Source organism: Micromonospora sp. WMMB235 (assembly GCF_001855515.1).
In the GTDB taxonomy this organism is placed as follows: Bacteria; Actinomycetota; Actinomycetes; order Mycobacteriales; family Micromonosporaceae; genus Micromonospora; species Micromonospora aurantiaca.
The window spans coordinates 4187668-4210257 of record NZ_MDRX01000001.1 but is presented as its reverse complement, the minus strand read 5'-3'; the positions used below and the strand labels follow the sequence as shown (position 1 = coordinate 4210257).

Here is a 22590-nt window from a genome sequence, read left to right as displayed (position 1 = left end):
TCCTTACATGCTCAGACCTGGACGGTGGGGGTGGTCTGCTCCGGGGGCAGCCCGCCGTCGCCGTCGACCACCTCGTCCGGCGTGCCGTCCTCGTCGATGTCCACCATGGTGATGTCCACCTTGCCGTCACCGTCGGTGTCGAACTGGAACAGGTCGGCCTTGCCGTCGCCGTCGGTGTCCACCACCCAGACGTCGGTCTTGCCGTCGTTGTTGGTGTCCGCACGGAGCAGGTCCACCCGCTCGTCGCCGCGGGTCTCGACCGTCTCGGTGCTCTCCGCGCTCTCCGGTGCCTGGCTCATCTCGTTCCTTCCTTCGGCGTTGAGGGCCGTCCTTACCCCGTCCGCTCCGCCCCCACGCATCCCGGCGGCCCGGCCATGCATAGGGTCGCATGCAGGAACGAGCGAGCGGACGGGCCCGGCGGCGGAGACCCCGCGCGCCCCCGCCGCGGCGAGGGGACGTCGATGAGTGGTCGTTTTGTGGTCGTCGGGGCCGGCACCATGGGCCTCGGCATCGCGTACGTGGCGGCCGGCGCCGGGTACGCGGTCGAACTGGTCGAGGTCGACCCCGCCCGGGGCGCCGAGGCCCTGCGCCGGCTCGGCGAACTGTGGGACCGGGGCGTGCAGCGCGGCAAGCTGACCGAGGAGGCCGCCACCGCCAACCGTGAGCGCGTCACGCTCCGGGCCGGGCTCGCCGAGGTGGCCGAGGGCGCCGACGTGATCGTGGAGGCGGTGCCCGAGCGGCTCGACCTCAAGCGTGCCGTCCTGCGCGAGGCGGAGAGTCGCCGGCCGGCGCTGCTGGGCAGCAACACCTCCAGCATCCCGATCGCCGAACTGGCCGCCGGGCTGGACCGCCCCGCCGACTTCGTCGGGTTGCACTTCTTCAATCCGGTGTGGGCGATGGCGCTGCTCGAGGTCGTGGTCGGCCCGGCCACCGCGCCGGAGACGACCGAGGCGGCCGTCGCGCTCGCCGCCCGGCTCGGCAAGGACCCCGTCGTCGTACGCGACATGCCCGGCTTCGCCACCTCCCGGCTGGGCGTCACGCTCGGCCTGGAGGCGATCCGGATGGTGGCCGACGAGGTGGCGAGCCCGGCCGACATCGACAAGGCGATGGTGCTCGGCTACCGGCACCCGATCGGCCCGCTGGAGCTGACCGACCTGGTCGGCCTGGACGTGCGGCTCGACATCGCGCGCACGCTCCAGGCCGCGTACGGGGACCGCTTCGCGCCGCCGCCGCTGCTCGTCGAGATGGTGGCCGCCGGGAAGCTGGGCAAGAAGTCGGGGCAGGGCTTCTACACGTGGAAGGACGGCGTGAAGCAGTGAGCGCGAGGAGTGAGCTTGCGAGCCCCGCAGTCGCGAACGAAAGGCCGGCACAGTGAGCGGGCTGCGGATCGAGGAACTGCCGGACCGGCTCGTGGTCACGCTGGACCGGCCGGAGAAGCGCAACGCCATCGACGCCGACCTGGTGGGTGAGCTGCATGCGGTCTGCGCCGACCTGGAGGCGCGTCCCCGGCTGCTGCTGCTCACCGGCGGGACGGCGGGCATCTTCGCCGGGGGCGCCGACATCGCCCAGCTCCGGGAGCGTGGCCGGCTGGACGCGCTGGCCGCCATCAACCAGGGCGTCTTCGCCCGCATCCGGGCGCTGCCGATGCCCACCGTGGCCGCAGTCGACGGGCCGGCGCTGGGCGGCGGCGCCGAGCTGGCGTACGCCTGCGATCTCCGGGTGTGCACGGACCGAGCGGTGTTCGGCCAGCCCGAGGTGCGGCTGGGCATCCTGGCCGGCGCGGGCGCGACCTACCGGCTGCCGGCGCTGATCGGTGAGGCCCGGGCCAAGGAGCTGCTGTTCACCGGCCGGCGGGTGGACGCCGAGGAGGCGCTGCGGATCGGGCTGGTGAACCGGGTGGTGGCCGACCCGGCGGAGCTGCTGCCCACCGCGCACGGCCTGCTCGACGAGATGGCGAAGGGCTCCGCGCTGGCGCTGCGGCTGACCAAGATGGCGGTGGACGCCCCGGCGGCCGCGCACCCGCAGCTGGACCTGCTGAGCCAGGCGGTGCTCTTCGAGGACGAGGAGAAGCACCGGCGGATGACGGAGTTCCTGGACCGGCGCCGGGCCCGCTGAGCCCGGGAGAGACGACGAGGGCCGCACCGGTGTCCCCGGTGCGGCCCTCCGCGTCGGTACGCGTCAGTGCTTGATGTCGACTCCCGCGTCGTCCAGCGCGGTGATCGCCGGCGCGGACTCGGCGAAGCCGATGAGCAGCAGCGCCTCCGGGCCGAACGCCTTGATCTCCTTGGCGGTGCCGCTGAAGTCGACAGGCGTCTTCGGGTCGGCCGGCGGCTCGTAGGTCAGCAGCTTGATCCGGTCCGCGCCGATCCCGGCCTTCTCCAGCTCCGAGCGGACGTTCTCCTGGAGGCCCTCGCCGTACGAGTCCTTACGGGCCAGGATCGCGATCTTGCGCGGCCCGTCCCGGAGCATCACGTCGGCCAGCGCACGGCCCTGGAGGCTGTCCGGCGGCGCGGTACGGAAGTAGAGGCCCTTGTCGTCCACAGCGCTCAGCCCCGCGTCGGTGTTCGACGGGGAGAACAGGATCCGGCCGGCGGCCACCACGTCCGGCAGTACGGCCCGGGAGATGCCGGAGCCGCCCGCGCCGATGATGACCTGGACGCCCTTGCTGACGTGCGAGGCGACGGTGGCCTTGGCGACCTCCGGGTTGGTGCCGTCGTCACCCTCGATCCACTTCACCGGCTCGCCGAGCACACCACCGGCGGCGTTGACCTCACGGATCGCGAGCGCCGCGCCGGCCGCCAGCGGCGGGTTCGCCAGCGCCAGGTCACCGGTCTTCGGCAGCAGCCCGCCGAGGACCAGCGGGGCGTCCTTCGCCTTGCCGTCGCGCGGCTTGCGCCCGCGCGGCGGGGCCTTCGTGCTCGCCCCCGACTCCTCACCGGCGCCGACGAACTCGGTCTTGCTGTCGTCGATCTTCTGGTTGTCGAAGTGCATGGTGCCGTAGCTCGCGGTGGCCGGCTCGCCGGTGTCGGTGAACCCGGCGCGGGTCAGCGACACGCCCCGGTACTCGATGTCCCGGCCCGCGCGGGCGAGCTGGAGGCAGGCCGTCACGTCGTCGCAGCGTTCACCGCCGGTGGTCACCCCGACGATCTGCTTGGCGATCTCGGCCGGAGCGGTGGTGCCGGCGAGCTGGGCGGCCAGCGCGCTGATCACCACCGCGTCGTACGACTCGGCGGAGTAGAGGAAGTCACCCAGCTTCGGGTCTACGGCGAGTAGTCGCTCCTTGAAGCTCTCGGCAAGCGGAGTGAGGGGCGTGGTGCCCTTCATCCCGTTCACCAGGTCCGCGCGGTCCTTGAGTTCCGCGGCGTACGAATTGAGCATGTTGCCGTCGGTGCCGTAGAGGCGTACCTGGGTGGCAGGCGTTTCCTCCGGCTCGTCGCTCCCGCAGGCGCTCGTGGCGAGCAGAAGCGCCGCGCAGGCCATGGACAGGGCCGCGCGCGACGTGCGTGTTCTCAGCATGGTCGTCCTTCCTCCGGCGAAGGTCCGCTGCGCACCTTAGCGTGCTCGCGCGGCATGCGGGACTGTGGAGTCGGCTCCGTCGGCACCCCGACTGCGGGTATCACTCTGCGTGGTCGACGAGCCGTTTCCGGGTCACGGCTTGACCCCCGGCGATACTGTTCCGCGGGTGAACGACGAAGCACAGCAGACGCTCGACGACGCGACCGCCGTGCTCCGTTCCGCCCTCGCCGGTGACGGCGCCGGCGTGGTGGGCACGTTCGACGCGGTGGTGGACCGCTCCGGCCTCGCCGGGGCGTACGGAGTGGCGTGGTGCCTCGCCGCCACCATGCTCGGCGACGACACCCCGGGCGGCGGCGCCGCCCTCGACTTCCCCGGCATCGACCAGGCCGACTACGACACCCGCTGGGTGGCCCGCTTCGTCAGCGCGTGCGCCAACGACGACGCGGACACCGGCGAGGCGCTGTTCGGGGCGGCGGCCGCCGACGGGCTGCTGCCCGACTGCCTGCTCACGCTCGCCGGGTCGACCATCGCCACGCTGCGCAGCCGGTCGGACTGAGCCCGGCGCGCGGCCCGGCCCCTCGGCTGTGATAGCTCTGGGTGCATGTCCGAGGCGATGCTCAGCAAGGTGCGCAAGCTGCTCGCCCAGGCCGAGGACCCGGCCTGCACGCCCGCCGAGTCGGCCGCCTTCATGGCCAAGGCCACCGAGCTGATCGCCCGCTACGGCGTCGACCGGGCGCTGCTCGCCGCCCGCGACCCGGCCGCCGACCCGGTCGGTGACCGGACCGTCGACGTGATCGCGCCGTACGCCCGGGACAAGGCCGGCCTGCTCGCGGCGGTCGCCGAACCGCTGCGGTGCCGATGCGTACGCCGCCGGCAGGGCAACGGCTTCGTCATGCACCTGTTCGGCTTCGCCAGCGACCTGGAACGGGTCGAGCTGCTGTTCACCTCACTGCTGGTGCAGGCCGCGCACGGGCTCGCCGGTGCTGCCGTACCGGCCGGGGAGCACCCGGCGGCGTTCCGGCGTACCTGGCTGGCCGGGTTCGCGTACGTCGTCGCGGAACGACTGCGCGCGGCCGAGAGCAAGGCGGTGGCGGAGTCGGGTGGAACCTCCACGGCTCTGGTGCTCGCCGACCGCTCCGATCGGGTCCAGCGCCGGGTCGCCGAGGCGTACCCCCGGTTGCGCACCGCCCCGCGACGGCGGCTGGCGGGCGGTGGCTTCGGTTCCGGCGCGGACGCCGGCCGCCGGGCCGACCTCGGTGGCACCGGCGTGGCCGGGACCGGCGCGGCGCCCGGTATCGCCGGCTGACGGGCTGCTGTCCGGTCGGTGCGGGTCAGGCGCTGGTGCGGGCGACGGTCGCCAGGTAGCGGCAGAGCAGTTCGTGCCAGCCCGCGGTGAGCGCCTCGCGGTAGCCCTCGGCCGCCGTGCCGTGCCGGTCGAAGTAGCGGTGCTCGACGTCCACCCGGGTCCGCTCCGGACCGTCGGCGTGGAACAGGACCTCCACCTCGCTGGCCCGCGCCGGATCCGGCACCGGCACCCGGTCCGGGCCGATCTGCCAGGTGAACACCAGGCGCCGGGGCGGATCCCAGGTCAGCACGCGGCCCCAGTCGTTGCGGAAGCCGTACGGGCCGATCTCGTAGAGCATGCCGCCGGCCCGCGGCTCGATGCCGATCGCGGCGAGCGCCTCCGGGCCGGACCAGGTGTATTCGCGCACCCACCAGTCGGCGAGCGCGCCGGTGAAGACGGCGTACGCCCGCTCGGCGGACGCCGGGACGAGCAGGCTGCTGCGGAGGGAGAAGCGGTCGGATTCCTGCCGGACCTCATCCGGATCGGCCATCTCCTGTCCCATAGGTCCGGACCATACCGGCTCATGTCTCGGTGTGCAGCTTCCGTTCCGCCCGCTTCCGGACACCGGGAACACCGGTTCCCGACAGCGCTGAGTGGTGGGACAGGCGCTCTGCGCAAGGCGCGGCGGCGCTTCCGGGAGGTACCCCGGCGGGGCTTCCGGGAGGTCAGGGCGGGCGTCCGCGAGGTGGGGGTGGGCGACGGATGCCGTACCGGAAAGCGGGTAACCGCGGCCGATCGGACCGATGGGAGAGCGGGGAGCATGACCGACAGCCGAGCCACCGAACCAGTGCCGGACCCCGGTGACGAACTGACCGGCTCGCCGGCCGGTCCCGAGTCGGAGCCGGACGTCCTGCTCGACGTGCCTGAGCTGACAGTCGACGAGATCCGGCTCGCGGTGGACGGGCTCGACGCCGACCTGTCGCTGCGCGCCCGGCTGGCCAACCTGCTCCAGCTCGACGCCGGAGTCCGGGTGCACCTGGAGGGCGTCGAACTGGACATCACCGGGGTGAGCGCCGAGGCGCTGCTCAAGGTACGGCTGGAGAAGCTGGTGCAGATCCTGGACCGGGCGCTGACCACGATCGACCGGAACCCGCAGCTGATCGACGCGCTGGCCCGCTCGGCCGGTGTCACCCTGGACGACGTGCACCGGCTCGCCGCGCCGGTGGTGGACCAGACCGGTCGTACGGTGGCCGCGGCCGGCGAGGTGGTCGAGCGCACCGCTCCGGCGGTGTCCGGCCCGATCGAGGCACCCGAGCCGCCCCGGCGCCCGGCGCGGACGGAGTCCGAGCGTGCCGCCGGATCGGGGCAGGGCGCCGGTGCGGGCCCGTCGGCGGAACGTCCCACCGAGAAGAAGCGCGGTTCGGAGCGCCCGGGCGGGACCGGCCAGCCGGCGAGCGCCGCCGCCGAGGCGGCACAGTTGGCGGGACAGGCCGGACAGGCACTCCGGCAGGCCGGCCGGAGCGTCTGGGAGGCGATCCAGGGCAGCCCCACCCAGAACCGCCGCCCCCCAAAGACCTGACCGCCCGCCGCCGGTCCCGCCGCCCGTCCGTCCGGGATCGGGTAACCGGGGAGGGCGTCACGCGGGTGGGAAGTCGTCCGGACCGGCCGAGGTGGAGGGCTGTGCGGCCTGCTGGTGGCGGCGGAGGAGTTCCTGGAGGGCGGCGATCTCGGACTGCAGGGCCTGACGTCCCTCCCTGGTGATCCGGATCCACGTCCGCGGACGACGGCCGTGGTAACCCTTCTCCACCTGGATCAGGCGTGCCTCCTCCAGCACGGTGAGGTGCCGGGACAGGTTGCCCGCGGTGAGTTCGAGGGCCTCCCGGAGATAGGCCACCTCCACCCGCTCGCCTTCGGCGGCGATGGTCAGGATGCCGAGCCGGTGCCGCTGGTGGACCGTGTCGTCGAGACCGTTCGTCGGGAACGGCCCGCCCGCGCGAGGGTCGTCCACGGTGCTCACGCGTACCCATTGTGCTGCTTCTTCGCGGCGGCGAGCGTCAGACCCCCGCCGATCAGCAGGACCGGTGCCGGGAGCATTGCCGCAAGCATGAAGCTGAACCGGGTCAGATCACCCGGTTGCAGGTCGGAGACCTGGAACCAGGCGTTCACGGCGACGAGCACGACGGTGTAGAGCCCGACCACGACCCACAGGCTACGGCTGCGTTCGAGGTGGGCGAGGACCGCCAGGCCCACGGCGATCACGAGGTGCGGCAGCATGCCCCGGTTGGCGAGGCCGAGCAGCGGACCGGTCAGCCAACTGGTGCCGCCCGACACGGGTGCGCTGGTGTTGAACAGCAGGAACTCCAGGACGACCGGAAGGGTGAGGCCGACGAGTGTGCCCGCGATGCCGGCGATGACGTACGCACGGGTAGGGGTCTGAACGCCCGCTCGCCGGCCGTGCCAGCGGTACCAGGCCAGGCCGGCCAGGTAGCCGCCGACGAGCGCGGCCAGCCAGTACCAGCCCAGAGCGGTCGACTTCTCCAGGAAGCCGCCGCCGAGACCGGTCAGGACAGGACCGTCGGACCCGGCGCGCAGCGCGGGTGGCTCCGCCGACTCCACGTACAGCGGCGCGGCCGCCGCGATGAGCACCCCGAAGAGCAGGAGCGGAAGCCAGTACGCCTGACGGGCCGCCCGCGCCTGCCGGCGGAGGGTGGTCATCGAGGCGAGCAGTTCCTGGGCATCGTCCTCGCGGGGTGACTCGGACGGCATGGTTCCTCCCGGCAGCCGTAGCGCTGTAACCCAAATAGGTTTGCATCGCAAACCTGTTCGCGCAAGAGGTCGAGGGGTCTCGACCGCCGGCGCCTGTTTCGACATTTCTCTAGGTTGACAGACTTCGAATCAAGAGGCAGGGTGGAGACTGCTTCGATAAACATCTAGACAGGGGGTTCCCATGTCCCGCGTCCAGCTCGCCCTGCGCGTGTCCGACCTCGAAGGCTCCGTGGCCTTCTACAGCAAGCTGTTCGGCGTCGAGCCGGCCAAGCGCCGCCCCGGCTACGCCAACTTCGCGGTGGAGAACCCGCCGCTGAAGCTCGTACTCCTCGAAGGTGAGCCCGGCCTGCCGACGGTGATGGACCACCTCGGGGTCGAGGTGTCCACCACCGAGGAGGTCAACGCCGCGACCAACCGCCTCACCGAGTCCGGCCTGATCACGCTGGAGGAGAACGACACCGAGTGCTGCTACGCGCTCCAGGACAAGGTCTGGGTACGCGGCCCCGGCGACGAGCCGTGGGAGGTCTACACGGTCAAGGCCGACTCGCCGCAGCTGGCGAAGGCGACCGAGAGCGCCTGTTGCGCCTCGGACGCGGCGGCGCAGCCCGCCGCTGTCTGAGCCGGATGCCACGAGGTCCCCACCGGCCTGCACGCCGGTGGGGACCTCTTTCGTGCGCCGGCGGCTACCGTGCCTCGGCGAATTTCAGCCGTTCGAGCTTTTCGACGTAGACGAACCGCTTCCCGTCCGGCGAGAAGCTCGGGTGGTAGGCGCGGGCGCCGCCGGCGATCCTCGTCTTCTTCCCGGTGCGGACGTCGACCGACCAGACCCCGCCCACGTGGTCCGACGCGACGGCGGCGATCACCGACCGGCCGTCCGGCGACACCGCCAGGTCGGCGAGGCCGGGAAGCTCCGTGATGAACCTGGCTGTGGCCGATCCGACGGCCCACTCCGTCAGGTGCCAGGTGAGATCGTCCGGACTCACCTCGGGCGGCAGCGGCAACCTGCCGAGGGAGTCGGGTGCGGTGATGAAGAACAGCCGTTCATCCAGCGCCGCAGGCGACCGCGCCAGCACCGTCGACTCGCAATCCGTGTCACCGCCGCTCAGGTTGAAGGTCACTCCGCCCACCGTCACCGGAGAGCCGAACTCGTACGCCTTCCCGTCGGCGAGCAACTGGACTCCCCCCGGACCGCACTCCCGGGGCGCCTCCACATATCCCCCGCCGCCACGGTTCACGAGTGCGGCTTCGGCGAGGAAACGCGTCGACGCCAGAGGCTCGAACGTCTTGTCGGCGGGCGAGTAGCTGAGCAGCTCGGTTTCGTCCCAGCCGCATTCGAGGGCCACCCCGAGGTCGCCGCCGGGGCCGGCGAACAGGAAGCTGAACAAGCCCGCTTCGCAGGTGGATACCGCTGGCGCGCGCTTGAGAACGGGTTCCTCGGCGCTCCCATCGGGTCGCTGCCGCCACACCTCGGCTACTCCCGAGCCCGAGGTCGAGGTCACCTCCCGCAGGTAGTAGACCCAGCCGTCGGCGGCCCAGACCGGATGGAACAGGGAGACTCGGTCCAGGAGCCCCGAGACCCGGCCACACCCGCCGAGCAGGATCACGGCCAGTACGAGGACCGGCGTCAGAGCCGTACGCAGCGCACGCACATATGGCCTTCCGGTGGCATCCTGTCCGCCACTCGGCGGGCCCGCTCACCGTAGACGCGGGACGCGTCGCGCGAGTGCCCGCTCCACGCCGCGGTGCCTCCGTCGCGACGCACCCGGCAGATGGAACCACCGGGGCCGTCCGAGCGTCGGTATCGGTGTGAAGCTGCGCGCCGCGATTCTGCTCGCCCTGACCGCCCTCAGCCTCGGCCTCGTCGTGGTCGCCTCACCGGCGGAGCCGGCCTGGGCGTGCAGTTGCGCGCGCACCGGCGCGGACGAGCGTGCCGACCTCATCGTCGTCGGGACGATCACCGAGGTGACCGACACCGGGGTCCAGCTCGCGGTGGAATCGGTCGAGAAGGGCAGCCTCCGGGCAGGGGCCACGCTCCGGCTGAGGGTGGGCCGCCAGGAGGAGAACTGCGGCTACGACTTCCGCACCGGCACCCGGTACCGCGTGAACTCCCGCGACGGCGTCACCGGGCTGTGCGCGGGAATCACCGCCGCACCTGCGCAGGTGCCGACCACACCGTCCGCGCCCGCAGCCGCCCCGACGCTCGTCACGGCCTTACCGGCACCTGCACAGGTGCCGGGCCGTCTGTGGCTCGTGGGCGGTGCCGTGCTGACAGTTCTCGCCGCCGGACTGGTCGCTGTGTCCATGCGACGGCGCCGGATCGAAGCAAAAAGGTAACGGGCAGACCGGACTGGCAGGCTTCTAGCGCACAAAGCAGAACGCCGACCTGCGTTCCCGCTGGTCGGCGCTCCTGTAGCCCGGCGAAAGGCTATGTGGCCAGGGGCGGGGTCGAACCGCCGACCTTCCGATTTTCAGTCGGACGCTCGTACCAACTGAGCTACCTGGCCGTGGTGCTCGGCACATGCTACCGCACGGGCCGATACGCAGAACGCCGCGCATCGAGCTGCGCGGCGTCAGCGCTTGCGGTCCTGACGGGACTTGAACCCGCGACCTCCGCCTTGACAGGGCGGCGAGCACTCCAACTGCTCCACAGGACCTGGCTGGTGTTGCATCCGGCGCGAGCCGGACCGTGCCCCCAACGGGATTCGAACCCGTGCTACCGCCTTGAAAGGGCGGCGTCCTGGGCCGCTAGACGATGAGGGCGGCCCCGCCATCATTGCACACTCGCAACTTCAAGCGGACTTGCTCCCATCCGGCCCCGCCGGAGGCAGGAGAAGCATATGTCATGCCTGCGCGGACGACAAAACCGGTATGGGCATGGCCGTGGAGCCGGGCAAAAACGCAGGTCAGTGCGGCAGGGCGATGCCGTACCGCCGCTTGAGGTCCGGGATCAGGTGCCGGCAGGCGGCCATCGTCTGGGCCCGGTCGCCGCCCGCGTCGTGCATCAGCACGACCGAGCCATGCCGGGTGGCGCCCTTCACCCGCTTGATGATCGTCTTCGCCGGTGGGTGGTCCCAGTCCTGCGGGTCCACGCTCCAGTGCAGCGGGCGCAGGCCCATCTGCTTGGCGATCGTGACCTCCTCGGCCGTCCAGCGGCCACCGGGCTGGCGGAACCAGGTGATCGGCGCCTTGGGCGCGGCGGCGTGGATGGCCTCGTTCGTCCGTTCCAGGTCGGATCGGATCTCGGCGGCGGAGCGCCGGCCCAGGTTCACGTCGTGGTGCCAGCTGTGATTGCAGAGCTGGTGCCCCTCCCGGACGATCCGGGCCACCAGTTCCGGGTAGCGCTTGGCCTGCTTGCCGACGACGCAGAAGGTGGCCTTCACGTGGGCCGCCCGGAGCTGGGCCAGGATCTGCGGGGTGTAGCGGGGATCCGGCCCGTCGTCGAAGGTGAGCGCCACCCCGTTGCTCCCGCTGGCCCGGTGCAGGCCCGCCGGCAGTTTCTTCGGCAGCGGGCGCAGCTTGGGCTTCGCGGGGGTGGTGGGGGTCGGTGAGGGCTTCGTCACCGGCGTCGGTGACGGGGACGCCGAGGCCGACGGCGGCGCGGCGGCCTTCTCGGGTGACTTGCCGGCTTCGCCGCAGCCGGTGACGAGCAGCACCAGGCCCAGGGCGAGCGCCGACAGGGCGCGTGGACGCATTCGTCGCTCCCGGAGGGGTCGGGGTCAGACGGACTTTCCGACCGTAGTGGACGCCGACCCGGAACGGGAGAGGGGCTCAGCTTGTCGTGGACTGGTCCAGCGAGTCCCGTACCGCCACGGCCAGCGACAACGCCTCGGCCAGGTCCACCGGCCGGACCACCCCGGCCGGCAGCGAGTCGGCCCGCCAGCCGGGCCCGGCGGCGAGCACCAGCAGCGGCCGGCGTGGCACCGCCAGCAGCGCGGTGAGCTGGCACGGGTCGGCTGTGGCGCGGATGTGCGACCAGAGCACCACGGCCGCCGGACCGGTCCGGTTGACGGCCTCGACCAGGGCCGGCACCGGTACGCGGGCACCGAGCATGCGGTAACTCACACCGACCTCGGCCAGCGCGGCGGCGAGTGCCTCCAGCGGCAGCGAGTGCTGCTCCTCGTCGGCGCAGGAGAGCAGGATCCGGGGCGGGCCGGTCATCGGGTACGTCCGCGCCACTGTGGCGAACGCCTCGGAGACGCACCGGGACATGAGGTGTTCCACCTCGATCAGCGCGGAGGTGGCGGCGTGCCGCTCCCCGATGCCGGCGAGCACCGGCCGCAGCAGCCCCTCCCAGGTCGCCACCACCCCGTCGGCGGCCAGTGCGTCGGCGATGGTCCGGCCGATGGTCACCGAGTCCAGTCGCATGGCGGCACGGGCCAGCCCGCGCGCCGCCGGCCCGGCCCGGCCGACCGGGATGGTGGTGCCGCCGCCGTCGCGTACCGTCGAGGCCCGTGCCTTGAGGCCGAGCCGCTCCGGAGGCAGCACGGCCGGCGCCTGCCGGGCCCAGCGGGCGGCCTCGGCGGGCGCGACCCCCTCGGTGGTCAGCCGGCGCATGATCTCCAGGCGGGCGAGGTCGGCCGGTGTGTACCGCCGGTGGTGGCCCGGTACGTGCTCGCTGGGGCCGAGACCGTAGCGCTGGTGCCAGGTACGCAGCGTGGTGACCGCCACGCCCAGTCGGCGTGCGACGGCCCCCGCGCTCAGCGCCTCATCGGCCACCCGACCGCTCCGGTGCCTCGGTGGCCGGTACGCCCGGCCGGGACGCGTCGGTGGGGTGCAGCAGCCGGTTGACCACGCCGCCGAGCCACGGCGCGTACTCGCGGGGGTGGGCGTCCAGGTCGGCCACCACCGCGCCGGGGTCGACCCAGCGCAGGTCGGCCACCTCGTCCGGGTCGGGCCGCGTGACCAGGTCGGCGGGTACGTCGGCGCGCAGCACGTGGTCGTACTCGAACTCGACCCGTCCGGTCGCCGGGTCCTCGGCGTAGTAGAGGTAGACGCCCACCTCGGTGAGGTCGACCGGGTCGACGCCGAGTTCCTCGGCGAGCCGCCGGTTGGCGGCCTCGGTCAGCGACTGACCGGGCAGCGGGTGCCCGCAGCAGGAGTTCGCCCAGCGCAGCGGGAACCGCGTCTTGACCGCGGCCCGCTGCTGCAACAGCACCCGCCCGTCGGGATCGACGAGGAGCACCGAGAAGGCACGGTGCAGCCGCCCGGGCGGCTGGTGGGCGGCCGCCACCGTGGTCTCGCCGATCACCAGCCCGTCGTCGTCGACCAGCTCGACCAGGTGCGTCTCCCGCTCGCTCACGACATCGCCCCGGTGATCCGGGCCGCGGCGATCTTGCCGCTGATCAGCACCATCGGCACCCCCACGCCCGGCTGGGTGCCGGAGCCGACGAACACCACGTTCTCCAGCGTCCGGTGCAGGTTGGAGGGGCGGAACGGGCCGGTCTGGAAGAGGCTGTGCGAGGCGGCGAACGGGGTGCCGGCGGCCATGCCCTGCGCCGCCCAGTCGGCCGGGGTGACGGCCCGCATCACCTCGATGCCGTCGCCGAAGCCGACGTAGCCGCGCTCCTCAAGAGTGGTGACGAGCTGGTCGGCGTACCGCTGCGTGAGGTCGCCCGTCCAGTCGAACGGCGCCCGTTCCAGGTTCGGCACCGGGGCCAGCACGTAGTAGGTGTGCCTGCCGGCCGGCGCCACCGACGGGTCGGTGCGGCTCGGGTTCGTCACCAGCAGCGACGGGTCGGTCATCAGCTCGCCTCGGCGGATCACCTCGTCGAACGTGCCCTTCCAGGACCGCCCGAAGTGGATGTTGTGGTGGGCGATCTTGCCATAGCCCTGCGTCGAACCGATGTGCAGCACCACGCAGGACGGCGAGTAGGTGAGCTTGCGCTGCCGGCTGGGCGGCAGCAGGTCCTGGTAGGCGACCGGCAGGTCCGGGTTGAGCACGACCGTGTCGGCGGGGATGAAGTCGCCGTCGGCGGTGACGACGCCGGTGGCGCGGCCGTTGGCGGTCTCCACCCGGGTCACCGTGGTGCCGTAGCGGATCTGCACGCCGTGCTTCTCGGCCGCGCCGGCCATCCCACGCGAGACCGCGTGGATGCCGCCGCGCGGGAAGCACACGCCGGCCACCGAGTCGAGGTACGCGATGACCGCGTAGATCGCCAGCGCGTCGTGCGGCGACAGGCCCGCGTACATGGCCTGGAAGGAGAAGATCCGCTGGGTACGCGGGTCGCGGAAGAACTGGTTGATCTTCGTCTGGAGCCGCCGGAAGGCTCCGCTGGCGAACAGCTTCAGCAGGTTGCCGGTGAGCAGGTCGGTCGGCGCGTCCAGGTTGCGCTCGATGAAGTCGGCCCGTTCCCACTGCCACAGGTTGCGGGCGTACTCGACGAAACGCAGGTAGCCGTCGGCCTCCCGGGGGCCGCAGACGCGGGCGATCTCGGCGGCCATCCGGGTGGTGTCGGTGATGACGTCGAGCGTCGACCCGTCCGGGTAGTAGGCGCGGTACGCCGGGTCGAGCGGGGTCAGGTCGAGCCAGTCGGTCAGCTCCTCGCCCACCGCGCCGAGCGCCTCGGCGATCAGGTCGGGCATGGTGAGGACTGTCGGGCCGGTGTCGAACTCGTACCCGTCGACGCTGAGCCGCCCGGCGCGCCCGCCCGGCACCGGCTCGCGTTCCAGCACTGTCACCTGCCGGCCGCTGCCGGCCAGGTGCAGCGCGCAGGCCAGCCCACCCAGCCCGGCGCCGACCACGACCACCCGGTCGGTCCGTCCCTTGACGGTACGCATTCCGGCCCCCTTGCTCACGAAGTTGCTCATCATGCCCGCCGCGCCGTGGCGGCGGTGGCGAGGCCGGTCAGCGCGGTGCGCGCGGTCTCGTCGATCGGTGCGGTGCCGAGCGCGGCGAGCGCCTCGGTCACCCGGTCGGAGATCATCCGCTCCACCCGGGCCGTGGCCCCGGTGTCCCGGACCACGTCGGCCAGCCGGTCCACCTCAGTTGCCGAGGTGACCGAGCCGGCCCGCTCCAGGACCCGGCGCTGCGCCGGGTCGGCGAGCTGCCGGGCCAGCATCAGCAGGGCGGTCGGCTTGCCGGTACGCAGGTCGTCCCCGGCCGGTTTGCCGGTGGTCTCCGGGTCGCCGTAGACGCCCAGTAGGTCGTCGCGGAGCTGGAACGCCTCGCCGACGGCCAGCCCGTACCGGGTGTACGCGGCGATGAGCGGGTCGTCCGCGTCGGCGCCCGCCAGACAGGCGCCGAACAGCAGCGGACGCTGGACGGTGTAGCTGGCGGTCTTGTACCGGGCCACCCGCAGCGCCCGGTCGACGGTCCAGCTCGCCGAGTCGTTCTCGCCGAGCACGTCCAGGAACTGCCCGGCGACCGTCTCCACCCGCATCTGGTCGTAGCAGCGGCGCACGTCGAGCAGCCGCTCCGCCGGGACCGCCGCGTGCGCCATCAGGCGGTCGGCCCAGACCATGCAGAGGTCACCGATGAGGACGGCGACGGCTTCGCCGTACCGGTCGGGGTCGCCGGTGTGTCCGGCGGCCCGGTGCCGGGCGGCGGCGGCCCGGTGCGCGGTGGGCAGTCCTCGCCGGGTGTCGGAGGCGTCCATCACGTCGTCGTGCACCAGCGCGAACGTGTGCAGCAGTTCGAGCGCGGACAGGGCGGGGAGCACCGAGCACAGCGGTTCCTCCCCGCCGACCACACCCCGCCATCCCCAGTACGCGAACGTGGGGCGGACCCGCTTGCCGCCGGCCAGCACGCAGTCGCGTGCCGTGGCCGCGAAACCACCCATCGCTGCGTCGATCTCGGTGAGCGATTCGACTTCCGCGGCCAGGAACGCCGCGAGCGTCTCATCGACCCCTTTGATCAGGTCTTTCGTGAACGCGGCCAGTACGCCGCGGACCGGATCGTCCGTCGCCCCGGGCTGAGCCGGCGCGACGCGGAGCGCATTACCCGCAACTGCGTCGTTGGCCATGTGGGCGAGCGTACCCTAGGGTTACGAGTTGCGTCGATTGCTGCGTCGAAACTGAGGAGGGCCGATGGACACGGATCTGACCGCTGCCTATGACCGTTGCCGCGAGCTGCACCGCCGTCACGGCCGTACCTACTATCTCGCCACCCGGCTGCTTCCCGCCTGGAAACGGCGACATGTGCACGCCTTGTACGGCTTCACCCGGTACGCGGACGAGATCGTCGACCGCACCGAGGACCTGCCGCCGGCCGAGCGCGCCGCCCGGCTGCGCGAGTGGTCGGATCGATTCGTCGCCGGGCTGCACGGTGCGTCGGTCGACGACCCGCTGCTCCCCGCGGTGCTGCACACCATCGCCGTGTTCGACCTGGACCGCGACGACTTCGCGTCGTTCCTGCGCAGCATGGCGATGGATCTGACTGTCATGTCGTACCCGACCTACGACGACCTGCTCGACTACATGGAGGGCTCGGCCGCTGTCATCGGCACCATGATGCTGCCGATCCTGGGCAGTTCCGACCCGGCCGCCGCCCGCGAGCCCGCCCGTCAGCTCGGCTTCGCGTTCCAGCTCACCAACTTCATCCGGGACGTCGCCGAGGACCTCGACCGGGGCCGGACCTACCTGCCCGACGAGGACATGGCCAAGTTCGACCTCACCCGCGACGACCTGCTCGCGGCCAAGGCCGCCGGCCGCACCACGCCGCGCATCCGCGAGCTGATCGAGTACGAGGTGACCCGCGCCCAGGCCCACTACGTCGCCGCCGCACCGGGCATCCCGCTGCTCGACCCGGCCTCGCAGGCGTGCATGCGCACCGCGTACGCGCTCTACGGCGGCATCCTCGACGAGGTGGCCGCGCAGGACTACGACGTCTTCGTGCGCCGTGCCCTGGTGCCGCAGCGGCGCCGGATGGCGGTGGCCGCGCGGGCGCTGCTCACCCCGCCCGGTACGCCGGTGCGGGTGCCCGGCCCGGCACTGGAACCGGCCCTGGCCGGATGACCGGCCGTACGGCGGTCGTGCTGTTCACCCGTGACCTGCGGGTGCACGATCACCCGGCGCTCGCCGCCGCCTGCTCCGCGTTCGACCGGGTGGTGCCGCTCTACGTGCTCGACCCGGCGCTGCAGAAGCTCTCGCCGAACCGCACCCGCTTCCTGCACCAGAGCCTGGCCGACCTGCGTGAGGCGCTGCGCAAGCGCGGCGGTGACCTGGTGATCAGGCGTGGCGACCCGGTGGCCGAGACGGTGAAACTGGCCCGGAAGGTGGGCGCCGAGGGCGTCGGGCTCTCCGCCGACGTGAGCCGCTACGCCCACCGCCGGGAACGCCGGCTGCGCGCCGAGTGCGACAGGCACCGGATGTTCCTGCGCCTGTTCCCCGGCCTGACGATCGTCGAGCCGGGCGCGCTGCGTCCGGGCGGCGGCGACCACTACCGGGTCTTCAGCCCCTACTTCCGGGCCTGGCAGGGCGTGCGGTGGCGGGACGAGCTGGCCGCGCCGAAGCGGGTCCGGCTGCCCGACGGCGTCGACCCGGGCCGGCTGCCGGACCCGCCGAAGGGCGAGAGCCCGGATGCCGCCGTCGGTGGCGAGGCCGTCGGCAGGCGCCGGCTCACCGCCTGGCTGCCCACCCTCGACCGGTACGACGACATCCACGACGACATGGCCGGCGACGAGACCTCGCGGCTCAGCCCGTACCTGCGGTTCGGTTGTGTCTCGCCGCTGGCGGTGGCGAACCGGGCCGGCGACCGGGACGGGCCGTTCGTCAGGCAGCTCTGCTGGCGCGACTTCTACCACCAGGTGGTGGCCGGTTTCCCCGACCTGTCCACTGTTGCCTACCGGCGCGGCGCACGGGAGGACTGGCGCGACGACCCGCACGCGTTCGACGCCTGGGCCGAGGGGCGGACCGGCATGCCGATCGTGGACGCGGGCATGCGTCAGTTGCGCGCCGAGGGCTGGATGCACAACCGGGCGCGGCTGATCACCGCCGGCTACCTGACCAAGCACCTCGGGCTGGACTGGCGGCCCGGCCTGGAAATCTTCTTCCGGTGGCTGCTCGACGGCGACCGGGTCAACAACTCGGGCAACTGGCAGTGGGTGGCCGGCACCGGCAACGACACCCGGCCGTACCGCGGCTTCAACCCGGTACGGCAGGCCGAACGCTACGACCCCGACGGCGCGTACGTGCGGCGCTGGGTGCCCGATCTGGCGTCGGTGGCGGGCAAGGCGGTGCACCAGCCGTGGCGGCTGCCCGACGAGGTACGCCGCACACTCGACTACCCGCCGCCGCTGGAGGTGCCCGGCGCCGACCCGGTCTGGCTGCGCTGACGCCGCCCGCTGCCGCCGGCTCGTGCGTCCCGCCGGCACCGCGCATCACCGGCGCACGAACGTGTCCGGACACGCCGGCGCACCGCTCCCGTGGCAGTGTGGGCTCGGCAGAATAGGTCACTCCAAGTGACCTCTCGCCCGCCGGGACCGTGTGCCTCTCGTCCCCTTTGCTCTGCAGCCATATCCGCACCGGTTGCGGAACGTCACCACCTGGGCCTCGCGCGGTTTTCGGACCTGCGAGGAAATCCCTGCTCAGCACGGTGCTGCGCCGATGGCTGCAGAGCAAAGTCGGAAAAGGGAACACGGGGCCGCCCGGCCGGCCGAATGCGCTGCGTGACGATGGCTCGGGATCACCGAGGGTGACCGACTGTCAGAGGCAGGAGTGCAACGCCTCGACCAGCTCCTCCACCCGGTCGTGGTCGGCCAGCCGGGCTGTCGCGTACGCGAAGGTGTAGCCGCGCTCCGGGTCGGCCCAGGCGCTGCTGCCGCCGATCCCGCCCATGCCCCAGCTGCCGTCCGGCTCCCACTGCATGCCGAGCGTCCAGTCCACCGGACGGTCCAGCAGCAGGTCCGGTCCGCTGTACTGCACCCGCGTCGCCTCGGTCACCAGTTCCGAGCTGAACAGGCGTACCCCGTCCAGGGTGCCGCCGGCGAGGAGGCCCGCGTAGAGCCGGGCGAGCCCGGCGGCGGTGGCGTGCAGGTTCACCGCCGGGATCTCGGCGGCCCGCCACAGGTCGCTGTTCACCATCGCGACGTCGCGCCCGCCCGGCGGGTTGTCCAGCGCCCGCGCCCGCAACGAGCCCGGCTCGCCGCGCATCGCGTCCGGCCAGGCCGGATCCGCGTACGACAGATCGGCGCACCGCCGCCGGTCGGCCTCACCGAGCCCGAAGGCCAGATCCAGGCGCCACGGTCCGGCGATCTCCTCGGCCAGGAACCGGCCCACCGGGCGTCCGTCCACCCGGCGGACCAGCTCGCCCACCAGGTGCCCGTACGTCCAGGCGTGCTCGGCCGCGACGGCGCCCGGCATCCACTCGGGCTCGGCCGCCGCCAGATCGGCGCAGAGCAGGTCCCAGTCGGCGATGGCGGCGGCGGGCCGGGGCACCGGGAAGGCGGGCAGCCCGGCGGTGTGGGTGAGCACCTGCCGCACGGTGGCCGGGGCGCGGAAACCCGGCCAGTACGCGGACACCGGCGCGTCCAGATCGACCCGGCCCCGGTCGACGAGCAGCAGCAGGCACAGCGCGACCACCGGCTTGCCGACCGAGTAGACGTCGACGAGCGTGTCCGGTCGCCACGGCTGGTCCGCCCCGGCGGCCGGTACGACAGTGCCGGGCGGGACCGCCGCGGTGGTGCCGCCCACCAACTTCACCACCGGTACGCCGTCGTGCCACACCGACAGCGACGCACCGGTCTCCCGGCCGGTCGTGAACAGGTCGCGGAAGCAGTCCCGGACCGGGGTGAAGCGCGCGTGCATGCGGCCACGGTAGGCGGTCGCGTTCGTTACCGGCGCGGGAATTCCGGCCCGGTGCGGTGGTCGGTGTCCCGAAGGTGCGGAATGCTTGCGGAATGGCGGAGCCGGAACTGGTGGACGTAGTAGTGGTCGGGCTCGGCGTCGGCGGCGAGGAGGTGGCCGGGCGGCTCGCCGAGGCCGGCCTCACCGTGGTCGGCATCGAACGGGACCTGGTCGGTGGCGAGTGCCCCTACTGGGGGTGCGTGCCGAGCAAGATGATGATCCGGGCGGCGAACGCGCTGGCCGAGGCGCACCGGGTCAACGAGCTGGCCGGGTCCGCCCAGGTGCGGCCCGACTGGGCGCCGGTGGCGAAGCGCATCCGTGCCGAGGCCACCGACACCTGGGACGACAAGGTGGCAGTGGACCGGTTCACCGGCAAGGGCGGCCGGTTCGTCCGGGGCAGTGGGCGGCTCGACGGCCCGAACCGGGTACGCGTCGGCGACCAGGTTTTCCAGGCCCGCTACGGCGTGGTCCTCGGCACCGGTACCCGGCCCTCGGTCCCGCCGATCGACGGGCTGGCCGACACGCCGTACTGGACGAATCACCAGGCCATCGAGGTCGAGGAACTGCCCGCGTCGCTGCTGGTGCTCGGCGGCGGCGCGATCGGGCTGGAACTCGCCCAGGTCTTCGCCCGGTTCGGCGTGCGGGTGACTGTCATCGAGGCGGCCGACCGGGTGCTCGCGGTCGAGGAGCCGGAGGCGTCGGCGCTCGCCGCCGACGCGCTGCGCGCCGACGGGGTGGAGATCCACACCGGGGTCAAGGCCGGCCGGGTGAGCCACGACGGCACCACGTTCACCGTGCACGCCGACGGCGCCGAGTTCACCGGCGAGAAGCTGCTCGTGGTGACCGGCCGCAAGGCGCACCTGGAGGAGCTGGGCCTGGACACGGTCGGTGTGGACGCCGGGCAGCGGTACCTGCCGGTGAACGACCGGATGCACGTCACCGACGGGATCTGGGCGGTCGGCGACCTCACCGGCGAGGGCGCGTTCACCCACATCGCCATGTACCAGGCCGGCATCGTGGTGGCCGACGTGCTCGACCACATGCGGCGTACCAAGGGCGGCCCGGACGCCAGCGGCACCGCGAGTGTCGTCGGCGGCGCGGCCGGGGTGGTCAGCGCGGTCGGCGGCGCGATGAGCGCGGGCGGCTCGACTGCCGCGCCCGGCAGCGTCCCGGTGGCCGACTACCGGGCGCTGCCCCGGGTCACGTTCACCGACCCCGAGGTCGGCGCGGTCGGCCTCACCGAGCAGCAGGCCCGCGAGCGGGGCGTCAACGTCCAGGTCGGGTACGCGGACCTCACCTCGTCGGCCCGGGGCTGGATCCACAAGACCGGCAACGCCGGGTTCATCAAGCTGATCGCCGACGCCGACCAGGGCGTCCTCGTCGGCGCCACCTCGGCCGGACCGGCCGGCGGCGAGGTGCTCTCCGCGCTCGTCGTGGCGGTGCACGCGGCGGTGCCGATCAGCCAGCTCCGGCACATGATCTACGCGTACCCGACGTTCCACAGGGCCATCGAGGACGCGCTACGCGCGCTGAAGTGACGCCTCAGCCGGCCGGCGCACCGTGCCGGCCGGCCCCGTCGGCGAACCGGCCGGCGCCGCGTACCCCGTCCACAGCCAGCGACTCCAGGCCGTAGGCCAGCTCGGTCGCCATCGCCTCCGGCTCCGGCTGCCCCGCGCCGTCCCGCACCGCCGCCCGGTCGTTGCGCAGGCACGTCTGCGGCGACCGGGCGATAGCGGCGGCCAGCTCCTCCGCCGCCGTGCGGGCCTCACCCGGCGCGACCAGCCGGTTGACCAGACCCATCGCGTACGCCTCGTCGGCGCCCACCGCACGGCCGGTGAGGATCAGGTCCATCGCGCGGCTCTCCCCGATCAGCCGGGGCAGCCGGACCGTCCCGCCGTCGATCAGCGGTACGCCCCACCGGCGGCAGAACACGCCGAGCGTGGCGTCCGACTCGGCGACCCGCAGGTCGCACCAGAGTGCCAGCTCCAGCCCGCCGGCCACCGCGTACCCGGAGATCGCGGCGATCACCGGCTTGGACAGCCGCATCCGGGTGGGGCCCATCGGCCCGTCGCCGCCGGGCTCGACGCGGTTGCCGCGCGGCGTGCCGACGGCCTTGAGGTCGGCGCCGGAGCAGAACGTGCCGCCCGCGCCCCAGAGCACGGCGACCGCCGCGTCCGGGTCGGCGTCGAACGCGCGGAACGCGTCGGCCAGGGCTCGCGCGGTCGGGCCGTCCACGGCGTTACGTGCCTCGGGCCGGTCCAGGATCACAGTGGTCACGGCACCGGCGTGCTCGACGCGTACCCCCATGGGCTCAGCATGCCCGCGACGCACCTGGGAGGGAATTCCGGGGCGTCCGGTTTGGGGGCTCTCCTGCCGGGAAGTCGGAACGGGTGCGCGAACTACTGACGAAACTCGAACAGGCCACCGGTCTCGACCGGGTGGGTGACCGGCTGCAGCGCGCCGTCCAGGGCACTCTGCGTTCCCAGCGGGTACGCGACGCGCTGCACGGCGTGTGGCTCGGCCATCCGCTGCACCCCGCGATGGTGCAGGTGCCGGTCGGCGCATGGATCTCCGCCGCCGTGGTGGACCTGCTGCCCGGCCAGCGCCGGGCCGCCACCGCCCTGGTGGGCCTCGGTACGGTCAGCGCGGTGCCCGCGGCCGTCGCCGGGCTCAACGACTGGGCCACGCTCACCCGCGACCAGCGCCGGGTCGGGCTGGTGCACGCCGCCGCCAACACCGTCGGCCTGGCGTTGTTCGCCGGCTCGCTGGCGGCTCGGCTCAACGGGCGGCACGGACTCGGCCGGACGCTGTCCTATCTGGGGCTGTCCGCCGCGAGCGGTGGGGCGTACCTGGGTGGGCACCTCGCGTACAAGCAGGGCGCCCAGGCCAGCCAGAGCGTTTCCGAGCTGCACCTGATCAGCGACGGCTGGCACCGGGTCGGTGACCTGAGCAGCCTGCCCCGGCACGAGCTGGTCACCAAGAAGATCGACGACGTCCCGGTGATCCTCTACCGGGACGGCGACGACGTCAGCGTGATGCTGGAGCGCTGCCCGCACCAGAGCGGCCCGCTCGGCGAGGGCACGGTGGAGCAGATCGACGGCCACGCCTGCGTGGTCTGCCCCTGGCACGGCAGCACGTTCCGGCTCGACGGCGGCGAGGTGGTGCACGGCCCCGCCGCGAACGACCAGGTCGTGCTGCCCAGCCGCGTCGTGTCCGGCCGGGTCGAGGCCCGGCTGCCCTGA

Annotated in this window: 24 protein-coding genes and 3 tRNA genes; 11 read left to right on the top strand and 16 right to left on the bottom strand. The window is 72.9% G+C overall.

Features of this window, described 5'->3' with window-relative positions; all coding sequences use genetic code 11:
* Positions 1-11: 11 nt before the first annotated feature.
* The gene (locus BFV98_RS18370; protein WP_013283434.1) at positions 12-299 is read right to left on the bottom strand and encodes a hypothetical protein; all 288 of its coding nucleotides are present in this window, start codon (positions 297-299) and stop codon (positions 12-14) included.
* Between the two features lie 162 nt (positions 300-461).
* Between BFV98_RS18370 and BFV98_RS18365 the strand changes: the two genes are divergently transcribed.
* Entirely contained in the window at positions 462-1319 is an 858-nt protein-coding gene (locus BFV98_RS18365) for a 3-hydroxyacyl-CoA dehydrogenase family protein (RefSeq protein ID WP_013473447.1), read from the top strand.
* Between the two features lie 52 nt (positions 1320-1371).
* Entirely contained in the window at positions 1372-2115 is a 744-nt protein-coding gene (locus BFV98_RS18360) for an enoyl-CoA hydratase/isomerase family protein (RefSeq protein WP_013283436.1), read from the top strand.
* Between the two features lie 63 nt (positions 2116-2178).
* Here BFV98_RS18360 and BFV98_RS18355 read toward each other — a convergent pair whose 3' ends face one another.
* Complete coding sequence (locus BFV98_RS18355) at positions 2179-3516, bottom strand: ABC transporter substrate-binding protein (protein ID WP_013283437.1); 1338 nt, start codon at positions 3514-3516, stop codon at positions 2179-2181.
* Positions 3517-3682: 166 nt separating this feature from the next.
* On the opposite strand from BFV98_RS18355, the gene BFV98_RS18350 reads away from it, so the two are divergent.
* Together BFV98_RS18350 and BFV98_RS18345 are read left to right on the top strand one after the other, a co-directional pair.
* Positions 3683-4072, top strand: coding sequence for a hypothetical protein (locus BFV98_RS18350; protein ID WP_013283438.1), 390 nt, complete (start codon positions 3683-3685; stop codon positions 4070-4072).
* A 45-nt stretch (positions 4073-4117) separates the two neighbouring features.
* On the top strand, positions 4118-4822 hold the full coding sequence (locus BFV98_RS18345) for a DUF2786 domain-containing protein (RefSeq protein ID WP_013473449.1): 705 nt from the start codon (positions 4118-4120) through the stop codon (positions 4820-4822).
* A 25-nt stretch (positions 4823-4847) separates the two neighbouring features.
* Here the strand turns inward: BFV98_RS18345 and BFV98_RS18340 are convergent, their stop codons facing one another.
* The gene (locus tag BFV98_RS18340) at positions 4848-5363 is read right to left on the bottom strand and encodes an SRPBCC family protein (protein WP_030273417.1); all 516 of its coding nucleotides are present in this window, start codon (positions 5361-5363) and stop codon (positions 4848-4850) included.
* Positions 5364-5621: 258 nt separating this feature from the next.
* Here BFV98_RS18340 and BFV98_RS18335 point away from each other — a divergent pair, with 258 nt between their 5' ends.
* Positions 5622-6380 (top strand): hypothetical protein, encoded by a 759-nt coding sequence (locus BFV98_RS18335; protein WP_071097205.1) that lies wholly within the window; start codon positions 5622-5624, stop codon positions 6378-6380.
* Positions 6381-6437: 57 nt separating this feature from the next.
* Here BFV98_RS18335 and BFV98_RS18330 read toward each other — a convergent pair whose 3' ends face one another.
* Together BFV98_RS18330 and BFV98_RS18325 are read right to left on the bottom strand one after the other, a co-directional pair.
* A complete protein-coding gene (locus tag BFV98_RS18330) occupies positions 6438-6818 on the bottom strand; it encodes a transcriptional regulator (RefSeq protein WP_013283442.1) in 381 nt (126 codons plus the stop codon).
* On the bottom strand, positions 6815-7567 hold the full coding sequence (locus tag BFV98_RS18325; protein WP_013283443.1) for a hypothetical protein: 753 nt from the start codon (positions 7565-7567) through the stop codon (positions 6815-6817). Before BFV98_RS18325 ends, BFV98_RS18330 begins: the two co-directional genes overlap by 4 nt.
* A gap of 181 nt (positions 7568-7748) precedes the next feature.
* Between BFV98_RS18325 and BFV98_RS18320 the strand changes: the two genes are divergently transcribed.
* Positions 7749-8186 carry an ArsI/CadI family heavy metal resistance metalloenzyme gene (locus tag BFV98_RS18320; RefSeq protein WP_071097203.1) on the top strand — a complete coding sequence of 146 codons (438 nt, stop codon included), beginning with the start codon at positions 7749-7751 and terminating at the stop codon, positions 8184-8186.
* Positions 8187-8250: 64 nt separating this feature from the next.
* Here BFV98_RS18320 and BFV98_RS18315 read toward each other — a convergent pair whose 3' ends face one another.
* Positions 8251-9171 (bottom strand): hypothetical protein, encoded by a 921-nt coding sequence (locus BFV98_RS18315; protein WP_255368156.1) that lies wholly within the window; start codon positions 9169-9171, stop codon positions 8251-8253.
* Between the two features lie 202 nt (positions 9172-9373).
* Here BFV98_RS18315 and BFV98_RS18310 point away from each other — a divergent pair, with 202 nt between their 5' ends.
* Positions 9374-9901 (top strand): hypothetical protein, encoded by a 528-nt coding sequence (locus tag BFV98_RS18310; protein ID WP_071097200.1) that lies wholly within the window; start codon positions 9374-9376, stop codon positions 9899-9901.
* A 96-nt stretch (positions 9902-9997) separates the two neighbouring features.
* On the opposite strand, the gene BFV98_RS18305 is transcribed toward BFV98_RS18310, so the two are convergent.
* The 8 genes from BFV98_RS18305 to BFV98_RS18270 form a co-directional block, all read right to left on the bottom strand.
* A tRNA-Phe gene (locus BFV98_RS18305) sits at positions 9998-10071 on the bottom strand.
* Between the two features lie 76 nt (positions 10072-10147).
* A tRNA-Asp gene (locus BFV98_RS18300) sits at positions 10148-10221 on the bottom strand.
* Between the two features lie 33 nt (positions 10222-10254).
* A tRNA-Glu gene (locus BFV98_RS18295) sits at positions 10255-10327 on the bottom strand.
* 143 nt (positions 10328-10470) lie between these two features.
* Positions 10471-11259: a polysaccharide deacetylase family protein gene (locus BFV98_RS18290; RefSeq protein WP_071097197.1), complete on the bottom strand. Its 789-nt coding sequence runs from the start codon at positions 11257-11259 to the stop codon at positions 10471-10473.
* Positions 11260-11335: 76 nt separating this feature from the next.
* Positions 11336-12283 carry a MerR family transcriptional regulator gene (locus BFV98_RS18285; protein ID WP_013283448.1) on the bottom strand — a complete coding sequence of 316 codons (948 nt, stop codon included), beginning with the start codon at positions 12281-12283 and terminating at the stop codon, positions 11336-11338.
* The gene (idi, locus tag BFV98_RS18280) at positions 12273-12866 is read right to left on the bottom strand and encodes an isopentenyl-diphosphate Delta-isomerase (RefSeq protein WP_071097195.1); all 594 of its coding nucleotides are present in this window, start codon (positions 12864-12866) and stop codon (positions 12273-12275) included. The genes BFV98_RS18285 and idi overlap by 11 nt, the downstream gene beginning before the upstream one ends.
* Positions 12863-14344, bottom strand: a complete 1482-nt coding sequence (crtI, locus tag BFV98_RS18275) for a phytoene desaturase family protein (RefSeq protein ID WP_030273421.1) — start codon at positions 14342-14344, stop codon at positions 12863-12865. The genes idi and crtI overlap by 4 nt, the downstream gene beginning before the upstream one ends.
* 29 nt (positions 14345-14373) lie before the next feature.
* Positions 14374-15528 (bottom strand): polyprenyl synthetase family protein, encoded by a 1155-nt coding sequence (locus tag BFV98_RS18270; RefSeq protein WP_047891875.1) that lies wholly within the window; start codon positions 15526-15528, stop codon positions 14374-14376.
* 64 nt (positions 15529-15592) lie between these two features.
* Here BFV98_RS18270 and BFV98_RS18265 point away from each other — a divergent pair, with 64 nt between their 5' ends.
* The gene (locus BFV98_RS18265) at positions 15593-16519 is read left to right on the top strand and encodes a phytoene/squalene synthase family protein (RefSeq protein ID WP_013283452.1); all 927 of its coding nucleotides are present in this window, start codon (positions 15593-15595) and stop codon (positions 16517-16519) included.
* Positions 16516-17838, top strand: coding sequence for a deoxyribodipyrimidine photo-lyase (locus tag BFV98_RS18260; RefSeq protein WP_071097194.1), 1323 nt, complete (start codon positions 16516-16518; stop codon positions 17836-17838). Before BFV98_RS18265 ends, BFV98_RS18260 begins: the two co-directional genes overlap by 4 nt.
* Positions 17839-18208: 370 nt before the next feature.
* Here the strand turns inward: BFV98_RS18260 and BFV98_RS18255 are convergent, their stop codons facing one another.
* Positions 18209-19309, bottom strand: coding sequence for a serine hydrolase (locus tag BFV98_RS18255; RefSeq protein WP_071097192.1), 1101 nt, complete (start codon positions 19307-19309; stop codon positions 18209-18211).
* A 92-nt stretch (positions 19310-19401) separates the two neighbouring features.
* Between BFV98_RS18255 and BFV98_RS18250 the strand changes: the two genes are divergently transcribed.
* The gene (locus tag BFV98_RS18250) at positions 19402-20886 is read left to right on the top strand and encodes an NAD(P)/FAD-dependent oxidoreductase (RefSeq protein ID WP_071097190.1); all 1485 of its coding nucleotides are present in this window, start codon (positions 19402-19404) and stop codon (positions 20884-20886) included.
* 4 nt (positions 20887-20890) lie between these two features.
* Here BFV98_RS18250 and BFV98_RS18245 read toward each other — a convergent pair whose 3' ends face one another.
* The gene (locus BFV98_RS18245; protein WP_071097188.1) at positions 20891-21655 is read right to left on the bottom strand and encodes a crotonase/enoyl-CoA hydratase family protein; all 765 of its coding nucleotides are present in this window, start codon (positions 21653-21655) and stop codon (positions 20891-20893) included.
* Positions 21656-21738: 83 nt separating this feature from the next.
* Between BFV98_RS18245 and BFV98_RS18240 the strand changes: the two genes are divergently transcribed.
* Positions 21739-22590, top strand: coding sequence for a Rieske 2Fe-2S domain-containing protein (locus BFV98_RS18240; RefSeq protein ID WP_071097187.1), 852 nt, complete (start codon positions 21739-21741; stop codon positions 22588-22590).